The organism is Candidatus Zixiibacteriota bacterium (genome assembly GCA_018820315.1).
Taxonomy (GTDB): domain Bacteria; phylum Zixibacteria; class MSB-5A5; order JAABVY01; family JAHJOQ01; genus JAHJOQ01.
This window is the reverse complement of sequence record JAHJOQ010000104.1, coordinates 1-21,439: the sequence shown is the minus strand read 5'-3', so window position 1 is coordinate 21,439 and position 21,439 is coordinate 1. Positions and strand designations below refer to the sequence as shown.

Genomic DNA, 21,439 nt, shown 5'->3' with positions numbered 1-21,439 from the left:
TTCTATCATTGCCGTGCCGAATCCGATTGCGTCAATCGCTACATATACATATAATCAGGTTCTTGAGATGATCGCGATCTCAGTCAGTGAAGTAGGTCAAAACCCCTGAGCCACGCGTAGCAAATGGCGTGGTTTTGACGCCTGACACGAGACCGTCATCGCGAGGTGCGAAGCGACGTGGCGATCTCTACGTCAATCAGAAAGAAAGGTTGAAGCCCCTGAGCAAAGCGCCGAACGCTGAGTGTGATTTTGACTGTCGACCGGATAATGTGAGCAATGAGCAAATCTGCAATGAAAATCGTATCTGTAGTCGGTGCGCGACCACAGTTTATCAAAGTCGCCATGATCAGCCGCGAACTGGCGGGCGATCCCGATATAACGCACATTGTCGTGCATACCGGGCAGCATTTCGATAATAACATGTACTCGGTTTTCTTCGAAGAACTCGAAATCCCTCAGCCCAATTACGATCTCCAGATTCACAGCCTCTCACACGGCGCAATGACCGGCCAGATGATCGAGGGTCTCGAACGGCTCCTCAAAGACGAATCCCCCGACATCGTGCTGGTGTATGGCGACACGAACTCGACACTTGCCGGTGCCCTCGCCGCAAGGAAGCTGCATCTGAAAGTTGCTCATGTCGAGGCGGGACTCCGAAGTTTCAATCTCGATATGCCCGAAGAGGTCAATCGCGTTATCACCGACAGAATCTCCGATATTCTCTTCTGCCCGACTGATGCCGCAGTCGAGAATCTTCGCTCTGAAGGATTCGAGAAGCTGAAATGCAGGATCATCAATACCGGCGACGTGATGTATGACGCGAGCGTCCATTACAGCAAGCTCGCTCCGGCGAAATCGAAGATCATCAGCCGACTCGGCATGGACAACTTCGTGCTCTGTACAATTCACAGGGCCGAAAACACCGACAATCTGTCACGATTCATGGGCATCATCAACGGGCTCAATAGTATCGCCGAGGCGGCTACGGTAATCTTGCCTCTGCATCCTCGCACAAGACAGGTTCTCAGCACTCAGAAGATAACAACACGGTTGAAAACAATCGATCCGGTTGGATTTTTCGACATGATCGAGCTGCTGAAGCACTGTAAGCTCGTCATAACCGACAGCGGTGGAGTGCAGAAGGAGGCATATTTCTATAAGAAGGCATGTCTCACCCTGCGTGATGAAACAGAGTGGGTGGAGTTGGCGAAACGGGGTTATAACCGGGTTGTCGGTTCCGATTCAGAGTTGATCCGACGTGCTTTCGATGACTTGATTCGCAGCAGCCTCAATTTCGAAGATGGCCTCTATGGTGACGGCAGGGCGAGTCACTATATAATAAAGGAACTGAAAAACGAGTTTGCCAATCGGCAGTCCTCTCGATGAAAATAGTCTTTCTGACACAATATTTTCCGCCGGAAGTCGGCGCTCCGCAGAACAGACTTTCCGATCTTGCCTCGCGGCTTAAGGACAAGGACGCAGACATCACTGTCCTGACCGCTATGCCGAACTACCCGGAAATGGTTGTCCATGAGGCATATCGAGGCAAATGGTTCTGCAGGGAAGGTATTGCTGGCCTTGATGTTCTGAGGTCATGGATATTTGTGAGCGCTAACAGGAAGAACCTCCTTCTCAGGCTCTTGACCTATTTCTCCTTCGTACTCTCGTCTCTCGTAATCGGCACTTTCAAGCTTCAGACATTCGACTATATATTCTGCGAGTCTCCACCCCTGTTCCTCGGGATTTCTGCCTACCTGCTCAAGATTATGAAAGGGGGGAGGCTGATATGCAACGTCTCTGATCTTTGGCCCGAATCTGCCGAGAAGCTCGGTCTAATTACCAACAAGACAATGCTTTCGCTTGCCCGCAGACTTGAGGAGTGCCTGTATAGACGATCTGCCGTGATCTGCGGTCAGACGCAGGGCATAGTCAAGAATATCTCTACGCGATTCCCGGATAAGAACGTCTACTGGCTGAAAAACGGCGTCGATTTAGCATTCTTCGATCCGAGCAACGTCAATCACGTTTGGCGAATGTCGAATGGATACTGTGACAACGACTTTGTCATTCTGTATGCCGGCATTCTCGGGTTCGCGCAGGGGCTCCAAGTCATCCTGCATGCCGCTGAGGCTCTGAAGGATAACGACCAGATCAAATTCGCGATAATCGGCAGCGGACCGGAAAGAGAGAAACTGCTTGCTTTGAAGGAGAATCTTCAGCTAACGAATGTCCGCTTCTTCGATCCTCAGCCACGAAATGCTATGCCCGGTATAATTTCCGCATGCAATGCCGGAATTATTCCGCTCCGCAGACTCGATCTTTTCAAAGGCGCCATTCCATCGAAGATTTTCGAGTTCCTTGCAATGAAAAAGCCAATTCTGCTCGGTGTCGAGGGGGAAGCTAAGGAGCTTTTGGTTGATGACGGCCACTGTGGACTCGCATTCGAACCAGAGAACCATGAGGATCTTGTTGAGAAGATAGAAGCTCTCTATCAGTCACCCGAACAAGTCGCCAATCTCGGTCAGAATGGCTATGATTATGTGGTCCGCAACTTCGACCGTCGGCAGATCGCCGAGGACTTCTGGTTCCTGCTCAGGCAATCAAGCAAGGCATAAATTCATGATCAAAAGGCGTCTTGAGTTTCAATATTACTTACTTCTATTGTGTTGTGGTTGAATGTCTTGCTTCTTCGCGAGATATAAGCCTAATAAAGCCTTTCCAGCATTTATTCGCAAACTCCCTGAAATCGAGACAGTTATCGAGTGTTTCCCAAAAGAATGCTGAAATGGATGCAGTGATCCACAAGATGATGTGGTGTTCAAATCCCTGAAGCACAATATATTGTGAGAATCTTCAGATTTTATTCAAATTTAACTTGACTCAACAATACCTATATCATAACTTGCTCCCCGCTTCGGTGATTGAATAACGCTTTAATCTGCCTCGCTAACCTATTGCTATTCATTGCAATAGTTTGTGAGAGTTTCTGAGGGCTGTGGGATAATCTGTGTGCATCACGAGTGAAGAATCTATGCTGATCTGGAGTGAGTAAATAGACAATTGTGTCATTCTGCTGTGTGCACCAAAGAGAAATGATTGGCATGATTCAGGTCTTGAGTACTATGGCGATGGAGAATGGAATCAAAATCGCTGTTTCATATATACTTCAAATCGAGGGTATTAGCCATGGAAGGCCAAATGACCGACACCAAGGAAACCGTAAGAATGGTTAGAAAAGCGGTACCAGAAGTGATCCTCATGGCGATCACGCCCAATGGCGAGGATGTGATTGAACGAGCATGCCGGACCTGCTATCTTTCATTCCACCGGTACAATCCGCCCGCATCGACTGAGGAGTTGATACGGAAGGTTATCCGCAAGGGACACCATTCTGTTCTGGAACATGCATCCGCGACCTTCAGAATTAAGGGAGCTTCAAGGGTATTCACCCATGAGATGGTTCGACACCGCTTGATGTCGCCGTCTCAGGAATCGCAGCGCTATGTGCATTATGGATCCCGCAAGCCTTATGAGGTAGTCGAGCCGGACTCGATTGTCGAGGGAGGCTTCAAGGATCGCTATTTCGAGGTGGCCGACGAGTGCTACAAGTTGTACCAGGAGATGGTCGATGCCGGTGTGCCAAAAGAAGATGCCAGATACATTCTTCCGGGCGGCATCACTTCTGAGATCGTCGTGACCGCAAACTTCAGAGAGCTGCGACACATTTTCGCTATTCGCTGTGCCGAGCGCGCTCACTGGGAGATACGGAAGATCTGCACCGAGATGTTGCGGATCATGAAAAATGAAGCTCCGATTGTATTCAAGGAGTATGAAATTGACGACAATGATTGTGTGATCATTCGCAACACTGAGGAGGGGAGCTGATGCGAATTGATAAGAGACTGCAGCTTTCAGAGAATGCTCTCAAAGTCCTTGAGCGCCGCTATTTGATAAAAGACAATGAAGGCAAGCCAATTGAGACTCCCAACGAGTTATTTCAAAGGGTAGCTTTGAATATGGCGAAGGCTGATCGGCACTACGGTGCCACGGACGCACAGGTCGAGATGACAGCCGACCAGTTCTACAGCGCGATGACCGATCTCGAATTCATGCCAAATTCACCGACTCTCATGAACGCCGGCCGCCCGCTTGGGCAGCTATCCGCCTGTTTTGTACTTCCGGTTGGCGATTCGATGGAAGAAATATTTGACACGATCAAACATGCCGCCCTGATTCACAAGTCGGGTGGCGGAACAGGGTTCTCGTTTTCGCGACTCCGCCCCCGGAACTCAAATGTGGCATCGACATCGGGTGTCGCATCCGGTCCTGTCTCATTCATGAAAGTTTTCAACTCGGCTACCGAGGCTGTCAAACAGGGTGGGACGCGTCGCGGAGCAAACATGGGCATCCTGCGAGTGGATCATCCCGATATTCTCGAGTTCATCTCCTGCAAGGACGATACCACCGAGATTACGAATTTCAATATCTCTGTAGCGCTCACCGATGAATTCATGCGTAGCGTGGAGGAAAAGCGCGACTACGATCTCATAGATCCTCGCACGAATGATGTTCTCAAGAAAGATGGCGAGCCCCAGAGACTCGATGCTACGAGTGTATTCGAGAAGATTGTCGAGCATGCGTGGAAAACCGGCGAGCCGGGAATAATCTTTGTCGATCGCATGAACGCCAACAATCCGACGAAGAAGATCGAGATGATCGAAGCGACCAACCCCTGCGGCGAACAGCCATTGCCGCCATACGATTCCTGCAACCTGGCTTCGATCAACATCGGCAAAGTGCTATTCGATCCATTACCGGCCGATTATTCACCGGCAGAGCCTGAAAAAGGTGTCGATTGGAATAAGCTGCATGAGCTTGTCAAGCTCGGCGTGCACTTCCTTGATAATGTAATCGATGAGAACAGGTATCCGATCAGGGAAATTGAAGATCAGACCCGCGCCAGCCGACGGATAGGTCTCGGCCTGATGGGCTGGGCTGATATGCTGGCACAGCTGAGAGTACCATACAATTCCGAAGCCGCACTTGCGCTTGGCGAGAAAGTGATGGAGTTCATTAACACGAAGGGTCACTTCCATTCGTCGGAAATGGCCAAATCGCGCGGCAAATTCCCGAGGTGGTCCCATTCGACCTTTGCCGACGAGGGTGTCTCGATGAGAAATGCCACTGTCACCACAGTCGCTCCGACAGGGACTATTTCCATAATTGCAGGCTGCTCATCCGGTATCGAACCGTACTATGCCGTTTCATTCGTCAGGAATGTGATGGATGGGACGAAACTAATCGATGCCAATCCTGCTTTTGAGAAGATTGCCAAGGAACGCAAGTTTTACTCCACCGAACTGATGGAGAAGATTGCCAAGAGCAACAGTATCAAGGACATGGAAGAGATCCCGGAAGATGTGCGGCGAATTTTCGATACTGCTGCCGACGTCTCTCCTGAGATGCATGTCCGCATGCAGGCGGCATTCCAGAAGAATTGCGACACCAGCATATCAAAGACAATCAATTTTCCGCAAGATGCTTCCCTCGACGATGTCAAGACTGCGTATTGGCTCGCTTTCAAACTCGGCTGCAAGGGCGTTACGATCTACCGCGACGGCAGTCGCGCAGACCAGGTACTTTCAACGGGAGCTACGAAAAGAGCCGAGACAGGTGCACCTGCCGAGGCTGTGCCGAAAATCATCTATCAGCCGCGTGTCCAGGAGAGACCGGATACATTGACCGGCATTACCGAGAAGATCAAGACGGGTTACGGAAATCTCTATGTTACCATCAACTACCATGAGGGATTTCCTTTCGAGGTATTTGCTCAGATCGGAAAATCGGGGTTTTCGACTATGGCGGATACCGAGGCTGTTTGTAGATTGATCTCTCTTTCATTAAGATCAGGACTCAATGTTGACGATATAATAGAACAGTTGTTAGGCATTGGCGGGGCGTCGCCTGTGTACCAGAATGGTGGCGTGGTTATGTCAATTCCGGACGCCATCGCAAAGGTTCTAAAAAAGCATTTCGGAAACGGCAAGAAGAGGATTAACGCTCAATCCTCGTATGATGTTTGCCCCGATTGCGGCGGGCGTGTGCAACATGACTCCGGATGCGTTGTATGTCCGTCGTGTGGATTTTCGAAATGCTGATCTGATCAGCATCGATGAATGAATTTTTGCCTGCAGGAAGGCTATCCAAAGTTACCGAGGACGGGGTCGTAGTTCAGATTCAAACTGAATTCTCCAGACGACCCCATCCCCGTGTTGCAACTACCGTCTGCCTCGATGGAGTGGTTCTCCACAAAATCCAGAAGGACTGGGACGCCCCCGTAGAATCTCAGGAGCAGCAGATAGCTGTCGAGAAGTTTATCGGGCGCCAGCATGGCGAAGTCGTCACAGTAATAGAATCCCAGAAAAGGCAGATTGTCAGCGGTCATAAGTCGCAAGGCACAGCCGATGTGCTTGAGGGATTAGCGCGAGTAGATGGAATCAACGGCGCCTGGTGTCTCACTGATAAGGGAATTGTAACCATCGATTCATCCGGAAGAGAGTTACTGCCGGAATACGCGGCCGTCTTCGAAGGTCTTATATCCCTCTGCAAGTTCCTATCCGATGTCTCTACGCTTGGCGAAGCGACCGAAGGTGAGATCATTCTCGACAAAGAGCAGTTGATGATCCTGAAACGTGACGAGAAATACTACGTCGTAGCGTTCGAACCGAACTGTGACATTAGATCGATCCTGCGCGATCTCAGATCCGTGATGGAGAAGGCCTGATGAAGAGAATCCTCGAACAACTGCGCGGTGTCGTTGGGGTCACGGGAGTGTCAATCCTGGACCGTTATACCGGTATGACGAATAGTCTATTCTCTGCACGATTCAGTGAGCCGAAGAAAGAGGAACTCGAAAGGATGCTGCAAAGAATGGTCAGTGCCGTTCAGACCACATCTGCTTTCAAGATTCGATTCGAGTCGGGATGGCTGATGATCAAATCGGATGAGGATTATGCGGTACTCATTCTTGCTCGGGACGATCTGAATTTCGAAACATTGAAACTCGTAATGAAGTCCGGTCTGGTCTCTCTGCGGAGTGTCTCAGTTGCATCTGCTCCCGCGAGAAAGACACAACAGCTTACACCGGCGTCGATATCCATACTTATCGAAGCATTCAACAGTATCAGCGAATACCTTATGACAGCCTCCGAAATCGGACCGTATGGCACGTCAGCGTTGCTACGTAAGGCGAGGGAGGACATTCTGGATCATTTCCCGACGCTGAAGAAGTTTGCTGTGGACAACAACGGCAAAGTCGAGTTAATCAGAAGTGCCGATAAGAATCTCGATTCAGATGTCGTCGAGGCGATTGCATGGTGGAGTCTGACCTTCAGAGACAAAGTCAATTCAAAGAAGCCGGTGTTCGGTCTCGATATCAAGACGATCACCAAGAAGCACAATGAAGAATTGGATTCGTTAGGATTCTATACCGCATACCGCCACGCATCCTCACAGCCAGTCCGCGGATAGAGAACATACAGGAGTTCACAAACCGCGATCACAATTCCGGCTGTGTGGCCGCGATCTGTGATCGCGGTTTACAAGCAGCGTGTCAGGATCTCCTCGCTTTCGCTCGGACCTGCTCTTCGCTTCACTCGATCAGGCGGGGATCGCTGACCTACGACAATGCGATGTCTACGCCATGCTAATTACGTTTGGTGTGAGATTATCGTAGTGATCGTGGCAAGTGAGAAGGAAAATCTGATAGCGGTCGGAGAGGCGCTTGAGAACTGTCAGCGCATTATCTCGCCTCTCTTTGTCGAAGGTGACGAACGGATCATCGAGTATTATCACCGGATGACGGTCTTCGGAGATAATCTTGACCATCGCAAGACGCGCGGCAAGGTAGAGCTGATCTATTGTTCCGCGCGAGAGACAATTTTCAGGTTCGGCCCAGTCGTTCATTTCATTCGAGAAGACCTCGAACTTGAGACTCTGCCGGTCAAATCTGACCTGTGTGTATTTGCCGCCGGTAACTTCGCGCAGAATATCAGAAGTCTCATCATCGAGAAGCTGGAGGCTCGATGTCAAAACATCTTTGCGAGCTTTTTCGATGAATTCCCGTGTCTTCTCCAGCATCAGCAATTGTCTATGACGGCGAGACAATTGGACTTCCAACTCCTCGTACCGCTCTTCAAGTGACGCCTGATGTTCCATTCCCGATTCTGCGAATTCGAGATGCCGTTCGACAGTCGTCAGTTCCAGCGCTAGACTCTTCTTCTTCTCTCCCATCGTTTCCAGCGACCGTTCGATTTCGGCAAGCTTCTCAGGCTTAATCGTATAGAGACTGTATTCACGGAGTTTCTCGTTCTCGACCGCGAGCTCGCGTGTGACCACCTTCAAGTCATCTTCCAGACCTGCAAGAGTCTTGTTGTTGAGATGCTCTTCATAGCGTCTCAGCTCAGTCTTGATACCGATTTCAAGTTCTGAGCGCTTCTCGAAAGACTCTCTCAGCGAATCGACGTTGGAGAATTCGTACTTTTTCACAATTGATGATATGGTATCACGGCATGTCTTGAGATCGTCTTCTGTTTCCTGCAGCGCCTCCCTGCTCATCTCATACTTCGCTCTCATTCGGGCGCAGTTCCGACCGCTCTTGGACCACAGGATTGAAAAGCTGGCAAACAGAAGCAGCGCAGCTCCCGAACCGATAAGGAAGTTTATGTTTGTCATGCTCGTATACTGATACCAGTAGAAAGCAGATCCCGCACATGCAAAGAGACTGAGGAATGACAGTACCTTGACAGCTGCACTCGGCTTTGCAAGGCGAACACTCTCCTCATGCTCCAGCACTTCCTTCTCTGCTGTTTCCTTCTTGGACTTTATAAACGTCCTCTGTGCGACCTGCTCTTCCGCTATCTTAATGTCGTTGGGATTGATCCTCGGTACTTTCGATAATTCTCCACGGAGGCGACCCACCTCTGCCTCTGAGTTCTTGATATTGTTGATTCGCGAGGAGAGCTCTCCGAACCGTGCCTCCAGCCGAGCCACGCTCTCGGTGGCGTCAGCGGCTAGCCGCGCATTCTTCTTCAAGGTCTCTTTGGTCTTCAAGTCCTCGGTGAGAGCATCCAGACTCGATCTGATCTCTTTCAGTGCAGTACGGTTCGATCCGATTGTCTCAATTTCACGCCTGGCTTTGTCCAATTCATATGCGACGTCGCTCTTTTCATCTTCCAATCGCTGGATCTGGCCTTTGTGCTTATGTCCCTCTTTCTTGAGCGATTTGATCAGAGCGGATAGCTTGTCGATTGTCTTCGAAGCGAGCACTTCCTCTTTTCCGCCGGTAATCAGTGCTTCGAGCCGGTCTTTGATCGCATCGGGCGACTCGGCGATCCTAGCCATTTCATCCTGCCTGATACAGGATGTCGCGAGGAATATGTCCCTATTCGATAGGCCGAGACTCTCCGACACAACCAAATCGACACGCTTCTTGTCGTCGAGTGTTTCTCCTGACGATTTCTTGAGAAGCTGTACCTCGCCGCTGTCGAAGTCTTTCGTAAGCGAATAGAAGAGGCCTTCAGATTCGAAATCGAGCGAGATGTGGAAAGCTTTATCTGATCCCCAACTGGTTCTCGCCTTAACATCCTTCTTCTGAGTTTTCGGATTCTCGAAGAGGGCATCGGTGAGCGCATCTACAAGAGTCGATTTCCCGGCCTCATTCGGTCCTTTTATGACGTTAATACCGGTGCTGAACGATGTTGAGAACTGGTTCAGCTTGCCGTATCTGTTAATTTCGCATTTGCCTATTAGCATGATCTGCCTTACATGAGGTCCTTACCGGACAACATTGCGTATCCGGTCCTCAGACTTTCCTCGAGAATTTCTATCTCTTCGGGATCAGTCGCTTCTTCTATCGCTTCCGCAACCTGCGTGACAAACTGACCCAGGATAGTGGTGCGAGGAAGGTTCAGTTTTCTCAGTTCTCCGGGCACAGTCTCAGTCTTGTCGACTATCGACAGGTACAGGAAGTTCTCGGCAAGATGATCATACAGTTCGTCAAACCGTATAAGGCTGTCTGTCGAAGCGAGTCCGGTCATCTTGACCCGCAGCAGCCTGTGCTCACCAATATATTTCTGCAATTCTCGCTCCACTTCGATCGTATACTTGAAACTGGCCGATGAAAGCTCGATCTCTTCCCAATGCATTCTTCCGACAGCGCGTTTGTCAATCGTCACCTGATCATCGAGACTCACAATCAGAAAATGACCCGAGCCGGTCTGATCAAACGCAAGCGTCTCCGGCGAGCCGCAATATGCTGCCTTGGTTTTCGTTGTCGGCAATTCAAAACATGAATGCCAATGTCCGAGTGCTATGTAGTCGAACCCTGAGTTGTCAATATCATCTAGTCCGAATGGATGATCGTCCGCTGCTGTTCTATCAGGAATCATATATGATCCGTGGGCAAGAAGGATGTGCTTGCCCTCGTGATCCTGTCGTGAAATCGACGCGATTGGATTCATTGTCGACCTCGGAGCCATGTTCGGCAGACCATAGAAAGTGACACCTTTGTCCTCAAGATGAAATACAGGCTTCTTCGGATCGAGGAATATCTTGAGATTCGATGGTATCTCGCTGTCATCTAGACTCAGGTACACGGACCCTTCCTCCAGACAGTCGTGAGTGCCCGGAAGCAGTACGCACGGAATATCTCCCAGCCGCTCAATTTCGCTGAACGCGAATCGGACCAGCGAATTCGATGTTCGGTTCGAATTAAGGAGATCGCCCGCAATCACGACCGCGTCGACCCTTTCAGAGATGGCCGTGTCAATCATCTCTGTGAAAGTCGCTTTCAGCGCCGACCTGACCTTATCGCCAGCCTTACCGAGACCGGCAAGCTTGACGCCGAGATGAATATCTGCTGTATGGAGGATTCTCATCATATGCATTCGGCTTGTTGTTATGGCTGCAGTTACTCGATCCGTTCGATAATGTTATCGGCTGGAAATTCCCAAATCTCAAGTATATATGGCTTATCGATAAGAAAAAAGCAACCAAAAGGCTCGTGGATCAGTTTCTTTCGAGTCTGCAGACTGTTTCCACGTGAAATGTATGCGGAAACATATCGACCGGAACCGCATCCATGAGCCTGTATCCGTGCTCCCTGAACTGCTCCACATCGCGGGCGAGAGTCGAGGGATTGCATGACACGTAGACCACAACAGGCGGGTTTAGACGCGCCAGCCGCCTGACTACTTTGTTGCCGATTCCGGCTCTTGGGGGATCGACGACAATACGGTCGAAATACGCATCCTGATGCTTCAATTCTGTAAGATACCGTGCTGCATCCGCTGCCACGAATCGGCAGTTGAATATCCCGTTCATTCTTGCATTCTCACCTGCCAGCCACACAGCCGCCTCATTAAGCTCCACGCCGAGCACCGATTTCACCAATGGCGAAATGAAATGGGATATCGTGCCGCAACCGCAGTAGAGATCGAGAACATTCTGATCCGGTGAAAAATCGGCGGCTCTCAGTGTCTGATTGTAGAGGACTTCCGTCTGATAAGTGTTCGTCTGAAGAAATGTCATAGGCAAGACCTTGAATTTGTGCGGTCCGATAATCTCGAAGAAATCACCATCGCTCCAGAGAAGTTCCTCGCGTTCGCCAGCCGCAACATTTGCTTGTGACGAGTTGATAGTCCGATAAATAGCGGCAATCTTGTCGAATTTTGATCTGAGAACTTCCACAATCTTCATGATCTCAGGGCGGTCGCCCTTATTTGTGACGATGTTAACCTGTATTCTTCCCGTCTGCTTGCTGTCGCGGATCACCAGAAATCGAATGAAACCGTGATGTTCGCTGATGTGATAGGCGGGGATTTCAAGCTCGTTAACGAGCTTCTTCGTCTCAGCGAGAATCTCGTTGGAAAGCTCTGATTGCAGCAGGCATTCCTCCACATCGAATATTTCGTTCCATCTTCCGCGCACATGCAGACCGAGCCTTGCCGGCGCCCCTGCAATCGGCAGAAACGAAAATTCCATTTTGTTGCGATAGTAGAATTCCTGCTGACATCGGATTATCTCTTTGATCGGCGGATTCTGCTCGCCGCCGATACGCACCAGAGCATCCCTGATGAAATCCTGCTTGTAGTGCAACTGCTTCTCGTACGGCACATTCTGGAAGCTGCACCCGCCGCAGACATCGAAATGCCTGCAGGGCGCTTTGATGCGATCATCCGATGGCTCGATAATGTCAATCGCCACTGCCTCCAGGAAGGAGCGCTTCTTCTTCACGATTCTCGCCGTAAGTCTGTCGCCGGGGATTCCGCCCGTTACAAAGACTACTTTGTCTCCGACTCGACCGACACCTCTGCCGGTGAACGCCATTGAATCAATGGTGACTTCTATCTCGGACCCTATCGAGATTCTGGTGGGCACTATGGCAACTCCAATCGGGGGAAGTCACTTGGCAAGTTCGACGAAATGGTCAACCTCACTCTTCTTTCATAAGCGAATCGGCAGGAATCGCGTACTTGAGCAGTGAATCAAGTATTTCCTCAGGGTTCTCGTAGAAGTCGGGATCGACCGTGAGTATTTTCACAAACATATTCTGCGCGAGTGCGGAGTCTCCACGAGTCTCGAACATTCGCCCAAGATTATATAGCGCGTAAGTGCTGCTCGAATCATAATACAGAACGGTCTGGAATTCCTCTTCGGCGAGATTATCGTAGCCGAGCTGCATGTAGACAATACCAAGATTCAGATGCACAGTCGGTTCCTCAGGGTATTTCTGCGTAAGCGCTTCGTACAACTCCCGCGATTCTGCGACCTTTCCGATTTTGCTGTAGGCGTGAGCGAGGCCAAACAGAGCATCAGGATTATCCGGTGAGATTGCCACCCATCTTTCATAGTAAACGGCGGCGGAGTCGTTGTGACCCCGTTCGAGGTGATGTTCCGCCATGCGCACAAGTCCGAATTCCGAATTCGGGAAATAGGTCAGAAACTCCGCGTAAGCGTCGTAGAGAAGTTCATCCTTTTGCAGTTTCTCAAGCGTTAGAATCAGATTCCTGCGAGCGTCGTAGAAATCGGGCCGCACAGACAGCGCTCGGCGATACTTCTTCTCAGCCTCCTGATACACTTCCTGCTTTGAGTAGACGTTACCGAGGCCATTGAGCAGTGTCGGGGAGTCCGCGTTGATTTCGAGGCCATCGAGATATGCTCTCTCAGCCCTGTCGGTATCCCCTGCGTTCCAGGCTATAGTGCCGAGCCTGAGGTGCTGGGTGGCATAGTCCTCATCGAGATTCACGAAATCATAGTTCGACATAAACAGAAACGCTGCAAAGATCAGGATCGGGATTGTCAGCCTGCGTATTTCTCCCGCCTTCACTCGATTGATGATCTCGAATATTCCGACAGATGCGAAAATAATCACAACATAAAGCATTGGACTGCGTGTCTCGATGTTCACATACAACAGGAACGGCACAAGCGCAGTAGAAACCAGGAATGCGTATAGCAGCATGAGCCTACGCCAAGCGACGATTGTGAGAAGCAGCCCGACGACAGAAAGCGGGATCAGGAATCCCATTGGGAAGCTCAGGCTTCTATCCCACACGAGGACCGATAATACTGTCGAGAATCTGCGGTCGAAATAGACAGATCCGTCAGAATGTATTTCATGGCCGTTAAGAAGCAGCGAGACTTTCCTGGTGAAGTTTCCAAGCGCCTTCCCCGGTTCTCTGGTCAAGAACGTCAGCGACTGATCCAGATAGAAAGTACAGACACCCCTTGCCGACAACTCTTCTTTCTTCAGACTCTCAGCGAGATTCTTAGCTGCCACGAAGTTCCGCATTGTTTCCGGATTCTGTCCCACAAGATATGGCGTCTTGCCATCTGATGCTGCGTTATTTCCGGCGAACAGCTCGATACCAATATTCGAAGAAATCAGAATGAAGTTGCCGGACTTCGACAGATTGTGAAAGGTCAGCGGCGCGATTATGATCGACATACCGGCGAGCAAGACTCCCCATCTGGAGAGTTTTGTCATCAAGCTCACTCTGAACCTGTACAGTATCCACACGAATACCAGGATTCCAAATATAATCAGGAACGGCATTGTGATCGCTGCCAGACCTGCGAACAGCCCTGCGAAGAGATACTGCTTGAGGGGAGAGTCCTTGTCGATACGCGCCAGATAGAAGAGACTCAGGAGCAGGAAAAACGTTGCCAATGTTGACGGGAAGAGTCCGGCGCCGAGATAGATGAAGACTCCATACAATGCCGCGATCAAACCGGATGTCACCGCGATCTTCTCAGAGAAGAACCGGCGGGCTATCAAAAAGGTCAGACCGCACGAGAACGATCCGACAACTGCCTGAACAATTCCTACGACGAATTTGCTGTTGCCTGAAACGGCATAGAAGATTCCGACGAAATACGCATAGAGTGGCGCGCGAAAGAGTGCGAAATCGGGGAAGAAGCTTTCTCTCGCGATCGACTTTGACCATAGATCATAGAATCGCGGATCGGCCACCAGATTCTCAAAAAACGGAGACGCTGATGCCTCGATCAGATATACAAGCCTGACAATCAGCGCCACCGCGACGACGATAGCGAGATTTCTGTGATTGAATTGTGCCTCATCTTTCGACTGCTTATCCATAGCGATCTAATATATGAAATTTGAGGACATGCGCAAGCTCCTGTATATGGATTGACAAACCCATTAATAGTTGTTAGAATGTAAGGGCCATCGCTGAGTCCTCAGCTGAAATTGAATCAAGCTTTCTGATGGCAATCGTGTTGGTAATAGAGTTGTCATAATCCGGGGGAACTATGATCAAGAAGATATATATTCAGAACTACAAGATTTTCAAGAAGTTCGAGCTTGAGTTGAATACCGGCTTCAACATTCTCGTCGGTGATAATGAAGTTGGCAAGTCCACCATTCTTGAAGCCATCAATCTCGCGTTGACGAAACGTCTAAATGGAAGGTTGATAGAGTACGAGTTAACGCCCTATTTGTTCAACGCATGTGTTGCCAGTGAATACATTGACTCCATCGTCGCTAGGAAACCCATCGCCCCGCCTGAAATCATCATTGAATTGTATCTTGAAAACAACGATGACTTGGCTTCGCTAAGGGGTACCAACAACTCCAAGAAAGAGGATTGCGTCGGTGTTAAGCTGGAAATTGTGTTTGATGAAGACTATAAAGAAGAGTACGAAAGCCTGATTCACGATAACGTCAAAGTGGAGTTGATACCAACCGAATACTACAAATGTCAGTGGTATTCATTTGACCATAACGCCCTCACGGCACGCGGTCTAAACATACGGTCGTCATACATAGACGCGACCACAATCCGTCTCCAGAGCGGCACCGATTACTACTTGCAGGATATCATCAGATCCAGTCTTGATGCGAAAGAGCGAGCGGAATTGAACATAGCGTATAGAGGTCTGAAAGAGGCTTTCGCCGAGACCCAGTCCATTCGGAATATCAACGATAGATTGATTGGCAAGAAGGGGGCGATCACAGAGAAAGATTTGTCCATATCAATGGACATTTCCCAGAAATCGAATTGGGAAACGAATCTGGTCCCCCACTTGGATAAACTTCCGTTTCAGCTGATCGGTAAGGGTGAACAGAGCGCACTGAAGATACTGTTGGCCCTCGACAGGAAAGCCACCGAGACTGACATTGTCCTAATTGAAGAGCCGGAGAATCATCTGTCGTTCTCGTCAATGAATTCGTTGATTTCTAAGGTCAAGGATAGATGCCTCGAGAAACAGATAATCTTGACCACACACAGTGCTTATGTACTCAATAAGCTCGGGCTTGAGAATCTCATTTTACTCGGCAGCTCAGCTGCTACGACATTGAGACAATTGCCTGGAGATACTCTGAAGTACTTTCGCAAGCTATCTGGCTATGACACTCTCAGGTTAGTGTTGGCACGAATAGCGATCTTGGTTGAGGGTCCATCAGACGAACTGATTGTGCAGAAAGCCTACTTGCAAGAGCACGGGAAGTTACCGATTGAAGAACGCGTAGACGTAATCAACGTCCGGGGTTTGTCCTTCCGCAGATTCTTGGATATTGCGAAAGAACTGAACAAAGAAGTTGTAGTAGTTACTGACAACGACGCGGATTATGAAAAGAACGTGCAGGAGAAATATAAACCGTATAGCGGCGCGCCGACAATCCGCATCTGCGCATCGACCGACGAGTTGGCCCCCTCGCTCGAACCGCAACTACTCAAAAGCATCGGACTTACTAACCTAAGTCGGATGCTCGACAGAGAATTCTCGGACGATCAGGAGGCGCTTGACTATATGTGTAATAACAAAACAGAGTGCGCGCTTCGGATCTTCGATGAGAAGACTGAGGTCGCGATGCCGGAGTATATTAGAGATGCGGTCAAGTCATAACAGTATTGCTCTTATCTCTGCTGCCGGCTCTGGAAAGACAACTCATATTGTCGATCAGGCATTGAGCTACACTGGTGGTCGGATATTAATTACAACCTATACGAATCCAAATCTGGAACAAGTAAGGGGTCTATTAATCGATAGAGCTGGATATGTTCCTGAGAAGATAACAGTACAGACATGGTTTACATTTCTGCTTCGGCATGGCGTACGCCCCTATCAGAATCAAATGGGAGATTGGCCGCGTGCAAGATCGATATATTATGGGAAAAAAAGTGCCAAATTCCACAAGAAGAACAACTACTTCACCGGCATGAACGATATATACGACTTTAAAGTAGCTGAATTTGTCGATGAATGCAACAAGAAGTCAGACGGGCTGATAGGTAAACGGTTGGAGAAGATATACAGCAAGATATTTGTAGATGAACTTCAAGATCTTGCTGGTTACGACCTCTCAGTCTTGGAGATGCTGTTTAGATCCACGATTTCTGTTGAGGTCTTGGGCGATCCGCGTCAGGCAACATACAGCACCAACAATGCTATGAAGAACAAGCAGTGGAGGGGGAGTCGAATCTACGGTTGGCTAAAGGAACAAAGACGACTCGGTCTGGTTTCGATAGATGAACACTGCAATAGTCACCGCTGCAATCAAGAGCTGTGCGACTTTGCGGACCGTCTGTTTCCGGAATTGCCAAAGACGACTTCGTCAAATGCAGTCCGGACGGGACATGATGGCGTCTTTTCGGTGAATCGGGTGGACATAGCGGAATACATGAGAGCGTACCGTCCGAGCCTGCTACAGTATAACAAGACGGCAGTGACTTCCGGTTTCCCTGCGATCAATATTGGCCTTACTAAGGGCAAGACCTACGACCGTGTCCTTATATTTCCAACTAAATCCATGCTCGGATATCTTGCCTCTGGTGATCCCGAGGAGAAAGTTGACAAGCCAGCCCTTTACGTGGCAATTACGAGGGCTAAGTATAGTGCAGCCTTTGTAGTTGATGACGCTTCCATCTCTTCCAGTATTCCACATTGGAATTCCGAAGGTGATAGCAAAGCAGCTCAGGATCTCTGAGTGAGATGCTGCCCTCCGCGTGACTTCAGATCACTGACCTGCAAACACCATCCCCCCAGTTTTTTGTTGCCTGAACACGGGTCATCATCTACCTTCCCCACGCGTAATGCGCTCAAAACCAAGGAGAAATTGATGGCTCATATAATACTCATTCATGGCAGGGAAGTACTCGATTCACGCGGAAATCCAACGGTTGAGGTCGAAGTCCTCACCAATGACGGCTCGTTCGGACGAGCGATTGTGCCATCGGGCGCATCGACCGGCGCCCACGAGGCGCTCGAACTGCGCGACGGTGACAAGAAACGGTACCTCGGCAAGGGTGTACTCAAGGCTGTCGAAAATGTGAATGAGAAAATCGCGGTTCCTCTTGTGGACGAGGCGATTCCGGTAACTGAGCAACGACTAATCGACCAGTTCCTGATTGATCTCGACGGCACCGACGACAAGTCGAAACTTGGCGCCAACGCTATCCTCGGCGTCTCGCTCGCCTGCGCCAAAGCCGCTGCCGATTACATGGGTACTCCGCTTTACCGGTATCTCGGTGGCACGAATGCCAATCTGCTGCCGGTCCCAATGATGAACATCCTCAACGGCGGATCGCATGCCGACAACAACGTCGATCTGCAGGAATTCATGGTCATGCCTGCAGGATTTGACAGCTTCTCCGATTCACTGAGATGCGGCATAGAAATTTTCCATAATCTCAAGAAAGTCCTCCATTCCAAGGGACTCAGCACCGCTGTTGGCGACGAGGGAGGCTTTGCGCCGAACTTGAAATCGAATCGCGAAGCAATCGAAGTCATAATTGAAGCAATCGAGAAAGCCGGGTACTCTCCGGGCGAGCAGGTGTTCATCGCTCTCGATCCCGCGGCCAGCGAATTCTACGACGACAAGGCAAAGATGTATAATCTCGCGGGCGAGGGACGCAAACTATCGTCTGACGAGATGGTCGACTTCTACGAGCAACTTTCGATGGATTTCCCGATCATATCAATCGAGGATGGCCTCGCCGAGGATGACTGGGACGGATTTGTCAAGATCAACGAGCGCATCGGACACCGTGTCCAGATTGTCGGTGATGATCTGTTCGTCACCAATCCGAAACGTCTCGCAAAGGGTATCGAGCTGAATGCAGCAAACTCCATTCTGATCAAACTGAACCAGATCGGGACTCTCACCGAGACGCTCGACACGATTACGATGGCAAAGCTAAACGGCATGACTGCGGTAGTCTCGCATCGTTCGGGCGAAACGGAAGATACGACAATCTCTGATGTGGTCGTGGCCTCGGCTGCTGGCCAGATAAAGACCGGATCGGGCTGCCGTACAGACAGAATCGCAAAATACAATCAGTTGCTCCGAATCGAAGAAGAACTTGCCGGCACGGCGCATTTTTCGGGGATGTCAGCGTTCTACAACCTGAAATGAGATAGATTTGCGGAAACCGAGACAGATAAAGGATAGATCACCGCGCAAGCTGATCGAACGCCTACGCAAGAAGGCGTCGCCTTACCGGAAATATCTCATACGCGGTGGTGTCATTTGCCTCGTGGCGTTCATATCGTACAGTTTCCTCGGTGGTGAGTTCGGTTTCCTGAACCTTATGCGGATGCAGAGGCACAGGAATCAACTCCAGGTGGAGAAGCGGCAGTTGATTGCTGAAATTGTCGATCTCGAAACCCGCCTGGAGCGAATCAAGTCTGATTCGGAATATGTCGAGAAACTTGCCCGTGAGAAGTATGGCCTCGCCAAAAAGGGCGAAGTCATTATCCGAATACCGGAAAAACTAAGCTACACACCAGAATGAGTCTGCACAAAACAGAAGCCGTAATTCTGAAGAATGCCCGCTCAGGAGAATCTTCGCTGCTGGTCTACTGCTTCCTCAAAGATGGGGGCAGACAAAACCTTCTGGCAAAAGGCGCGCGCAACCCGAAGTCTGTGATGGTTGGCAGGCTCGAACCATTCTCGCACGCCGAGATTCTCTACTATCAATCCGATGCTGAAAAACTCGGTATTGTTTCTCAGGCCGAGGTGATCCGAAGCAATCAGTTACTCTCAGAGGATATTCGTCGTTTGTCGCACGCGTCGGCGATAGTGGAAACTCTGGAAGACATTGTGCCACAAGCTGAATCGAGCGAGGCTGTCTTCGATTTGCTGCAAAAGAGTTTCTATCAGATGAACTACTGTCACGGCTCGAAACTCGAGTTTATCTTCGCGGCATTTTTGCTCAAACTCCTCAGTCTCTCCGGGTTTCACCCCGAATTCAATCGCTGCGTAAAGACCGGCGAGGATCTTTCTGACATCGATGAAGCTCTATTCTCGTCAGCAGATGGCGGAGTTGTGGCGGCGAGTGCCGCCGATAAAGATGCTCTCTATTACAAGCTAAACAAAGGTACGCGCAGAGTTCTGAACCTGATTCTATCGTCAGACATGGACAAATTGGGCTCCGTCAATTTCTCGAACGATCAGAAAAAGCTTGTCCGCGCGATGCTTCTTAAGTTTCTTTCCATCCATACTGAACGGGCGCCCAAGCTGGCGTCCCTCGATTTTCTCGATCGCATCAAGCCTGCTGAATAGGTCAAGGAGGTCTCTGTGGCTAAGGCGAAAAGCAACGATCTGATGGATAGAATTGTCTCTCTCTGTAAACGGCGCGGGTATATTTTCCCGTCATCAGAGATCTACGGTGGAATTGGAAGCTGCTACGACTACGGTCCGCTCGGCGTCGAACTGAAACGCAATCTCAAGAACGACTGGTGGACCACGATGACCCAAAAGCGGGATGATGTCGAGGGTCTGGATGCCGCAATTCTGATGCATCCGAAAGTCTGGGAAGCCTCCGGTCACGTAGCAGGATTCACCGATCCGATGGTCGATTGCCGCACCTGCAAGGCACGATTCCGAGCCGATACGCTCAGCGAGGCGCGCTGCCCGAACAAGCCGTCGAAATCGCCGGTCGAAAACGGATGCGATCTCACCGAACCGCGCATGTTCAATCTGATGTTCAAGACCTTCATGGGACCGGTCGAGGAGGATTCCGCGGTTGTCTATCTCCGTCCCGAGACTGCACAGGGAATCTATGTCAATTTCCACAATGTCCTGCAGCCGTCGCGTCAAAGAGTCCCGTTCGGAATCGCGCAGATCGGCAAGGCGTTCCGCAACGAGATTACACCCGGCAATTTCATCTTCCGTACGCGCGAATTCGAGCAGATGGAGATGCAGTTCTTCATTCATCCATCCGAGGATGAGAAGTGGTTCGAGTATTGGAAAGAACAACGCTGGCAGTACTATCTCGATCTCGGAATCCAGAAAGAGAAACTCCGCACGCATGATCATGGCCCCGATGAACTCGCGCACTATGCCAAGAAGGCTATCGACATCGAATATGAGTATCCGTTTGGGTGGAAAGAACTCGAGGGTGTCCACAACCGCACCGATTTCGATCTGACACGCCACGCCGAACATTCCGGCAAAGACCTGCGATACTACGACGATCAGCGCAAAGAGAAATTCCTGCCGTATATCATCGAGACCTCAGCCGGTTGCGACCGCACACTTCTCACCATCCTTGTTGATGCATATCGAGAGGAAGAGGTGAAAGGGGAGATGCGCGTCGTGTTGTCGATCGCGCCGAAACTTGCGCCGGTGAAAGTCGGCGTGTTTCCGCTCGTGAAGAAGGATGGTATGCCGGAGATCGCGCTCGAAATCTATCATGACCTCAAGCAGAATTTCAAGTGCTTCTACGATGACGGCGGCGCGGTCGGAAGGCGCTACCGCAGACAGGATGAGGCTGGGACGCCGTACTGCATCACGATTGACGGTCAGACCAAAGAAGATGAGACGGTCACTCTCCGCGACCGCGACACGATGGATCAGGACCGCATCAAGATCGCCGATCTCAAGAAGCTCATCATTGACAAAATCGCA

The 21,439-nt window shown here is 50.1% G+C and carries 16 protein-coding genes; 12 read left to right on the top strand and 4 right to left on the bottom strand.

The genetic code is table 11. From position 1 onward, the window contains the following. Positions 1–291: 291 nt before the first annotated feature. From wecB to KKH67_10280, 6 genes are all read left to right on the top strand, one after another. Complete coding sequence (wecB, locus tag KKH67_10305; GenBank protein MBU1319569.1) at positions 292–1,386, top strand: UDP-N-acetylglucosamine 2-epimerase (non-hydrolyzing); 1,095 nt, start codon at positions 292–294, stop codon at positions 1,384–1,386. Next, positions 1,383–2,615 carry a glycosyltransferase family 4 protein gene (locus tag KKH67_10300; protein ID MBU1319568.1) on the top strand — a complete coding sequence of 411 codons (1,233 nt, stop codon included), beginning with the start codon at positions 1,383–1,385 and terminating at the stop codon, positions 2,613–2,615. Before wecB ends, KKH67_10300 begins: the two co-directional genes overlap by 4 nt. 520 nt (positions 2,616–3,135) lie before the next feature. After that, entirely contained in the window at positions 3,136–3,885 is a 750-nt protein-coding gene (thyX, locus tag KKH67_10295) for an FAD-dependent thymidylate synthase (GenBank protein MBU1319567.1), read from the top strand. 17 nt (positions 3,886–3,902) lie between these two features. Further along, positions 3,903–6,158, top strand: a complete 2,256-nt coding sequence (locus tag KKH67_10290) for a vitamin B12-dependent ribonucleotide reductase (protein MBU1319566.1) — start codon at positions 3,903–3,905, stop codon at positions 6,156–6,158. Positions 6,159–6,172: 14 nt separating this feature from the next. After that, positions 6,173–6,784, top strand: coding sequence for a hypothetical protein (locus KKH67_10285; protein MBU1319565.1), 612 nt, complete (start codon positions 6,173–6,175; stop codon positions 6,782–6,784). Beyond that, on the top strand, positions 6,784–7,530 hold the full coding sequence (locus KKH67_10280; protein MBU1319564.1) for a hypothetical protein: 747 nt from the start codon (positions 6,784–6,786) through the stop codon (positions 7,528–7,530). The genes KKH67_10285 and KKH67_10280 overlap by 1 nt, the downstream gene beginning before the upstream one ends. Before the next feature lie 165 nt (positions 7,531–7,695). On the opposite strand, the gene KKH67_10275 is transcribed toward KKH67_10280, so the two are convergent. From KKH67_10275 to KKH67_10260, 4 genes are all read right to left on the bottom strand, one after another. Continuing rightward, the gene (locus KKH67_10275) at positions 7,696–9,813 is read right to left on the bottom strand and encodes an AAA family ATPase (GenBank protein MBU1319563.1); all 2,118 of its coding nucleotides are present in this window, start codon (positions 9,811–9,813) and stop codon (positions 7,696–7,698) included. An 8-nt stretch (positions 9,814–9,821) separates the two neighbouring features. Beyond that, positions 9,822–10,937: a DNA repair exonuclease gene (locus KKH67_10270; GenBank protein MBU1319562.1), complete on the bottom strand. Its 1,116-nt coding sequence runs from the start codon at positions 10,935–10,937 to the stop codon at positions 9,822–9,824. A 130-nt stretch (positions 10,938–11,067) separates the two neighbouring features. Then, positions 11,068–12,438, bottom strand: coding sequence for a 23S rRNA (uracil(1939)-C(5))-methyltransferase RlmD (gene rlmD / locus KKH67_10265; GenBank protein MBU1319561.1), 1,371 nt, complete (start codon positions 12,436–12,438; stop codon positions 11,068–11,070). A gap of 55 nt (positions 12,439–12,493) precedes the next feature. Then, entirely contained in the window at positions 12,494–14,662 is a 2,169-nt protein-coding gene (locus KKH67_10260; protein MBU1319560.1) for a tetratricopeptide repeat protein, read from the bottom strand. Between the two features lie 173 nt (positions 14,663–14,835). Here KKH67_10260 and KKH67_10255 point away from each other — a divergent pair, with 173 nt between their 5' ends. The 6 genes from KKH67_10255 to KKH67_10230 all read left to right on the top strand — a co-directional run. Continuing rightward, positions 14,836–16,434: an AAA family ATPase gene (locus KKH67_10255; protein ID MBU1319559.1), complete on the top strand. Its 1,599-nt coding sequence runs from the start codon at positions 14,836–14,838 to the stop codon at positions 16,432–16,434. After that, positions 16,418–17,515 carry an AAA family ATPase gene (locus KKH67_10250; GenBank protein ID MBU1319558.1) on the top strand — a complete coding sequence of 366 codons (1,098 nt, stop codon included), beginning with the start codon at positions 16,418–16,420 and terminating at the stop codon, positions 17,513–17,515. Before KKH67_10255 ends, KKH67_10250 begins: the two co-directional genes overlap by 17 nt. 132 nt (positions 17,516–17,647) lie before the next feature. After that, positions 17,648–18,943, top strand: coding sequence for a phosphopyruvate hydratase (gene eno / locus KKH67_10245; protein MBU1319557.1), 1,296 nt, complete (start codon positions 17,648–17,650; stop codon positions 18,941–18,943). A gap of 7 nt (positions 18,944–18,950) precedes the next feature. Next, positions 18,951–19,322 carry a septum formation initiator family protein gene (locus tag KKH67_10240; GenBank protein ID MBU1319556.1) on the top strand — a complete coding sequence of 124 codons (372 nt, stop codon included), beginning with the start codon at positions 18,951–18,953 and terminating at the stop codon, positions 19,320–19,322. After that, complete coding sequence (gene recO / locus KKH67_10235) at positions 19,319–20,092, top strand: DNA repair protein RecO (protein MBU1319555.1); 774 nt, start codon at positions 19,319–19,321, stop codon at positions 20,090–20,092. Before KKH67_10240 ends, recO begins: the two co-directional genes overlap by 4 nt. A gap of 42 nt (positions 20,093–20,134) precedes the next feature. Next, positions 20,135–21,439, top strand: a 1,305-nt coding sequence (locus KKH67_10230; GenBank protein ID MBU1319554.1) for a glycine--tRNA ligase, incomplete at its 3' end; no start/stop codon positions are given.

Bases quoted from the DNA above. Each gene is read 5' to 3' on its own strand.
- KKH67_10270 (MBU1319562.1), bottom strand. From the start codon at position 10,937: ATGAGAATCCTCCATACAGCAGATATTCATCTCGGCGTCAAGCTTGCC.
- eno (MBU1319557.1), top strand. From the start codon at position 17,648: ATGGCTCATATAATACTCATTCATGGCAGGGAAGTACTCGATTCACGC.
- thyX (MBU1319567.1), top strand. From the start codon at position 3,136: ATGGAATCAAAATCGCTGTTTCATATATACTTCAAATCGAGGGTATTA.
- recO (MBU1319555.1), top strand. From the start codon at position 19,319: ATGAGTCTGCACAAAACAGAAGCCGTAATTCTGAAGAATGCCCGCTCA.
- KKH67_10280 (MBU1319564.1), top strand. From the start codon at position 6,784: ATGAAGAGAATCCTCGAACAACTGCGCGGTGTCGTTGGGGTCACGGGA.
- KKH67_10250 (MBU1319558.1), top strand. From the start codon at position 16,418: ATGCGGTCAAGTCATAACAGTATTGCTCTTATCTCTGCTGCCGGCTCT.
- wecB (MBU1319569.1), top strand. From the start codon at position 292: ATGAAAATCGTATCTGTAGTCGGTGCGCGACCACAGTTTATCAAAGTC.
- KKH67_10300 (MBU1319568.1), top strand. From the start codon at position 1,383: ATGAAAATAGTCTTTCTGACACAATATTTTCCGCCGGAAGTCGGCGCT.
- KKH67_10255 (MBU1319559.1), top strand. From the start codon at position 14,836: ATGATCAAGAAGATATATATTCAGAACTACAAGATTTTCAAGAAGTTC.
- KKH67_10260 (MBU1319560.1), bottom strand. From the start codon at position 14,662: ATGGATAAGCAGTCGAAAGATGAGGCACAATTCAATCACAGAAATCTC.
- KKH67_10285 (MBU1319565.1), top strand. From the start codon at position 6,173: ATGAATGAATTTTTGCCTGCAGGAAGGCTATCCAAAGTTACCGAGGAC.
- KKH67_10275 (MBU1319563.1), bottom strand. From the start codon at position 9,813: ATGCTAATAGGCAAATGCGAAATTAACAGATACGGCAAGCTGAACCAG.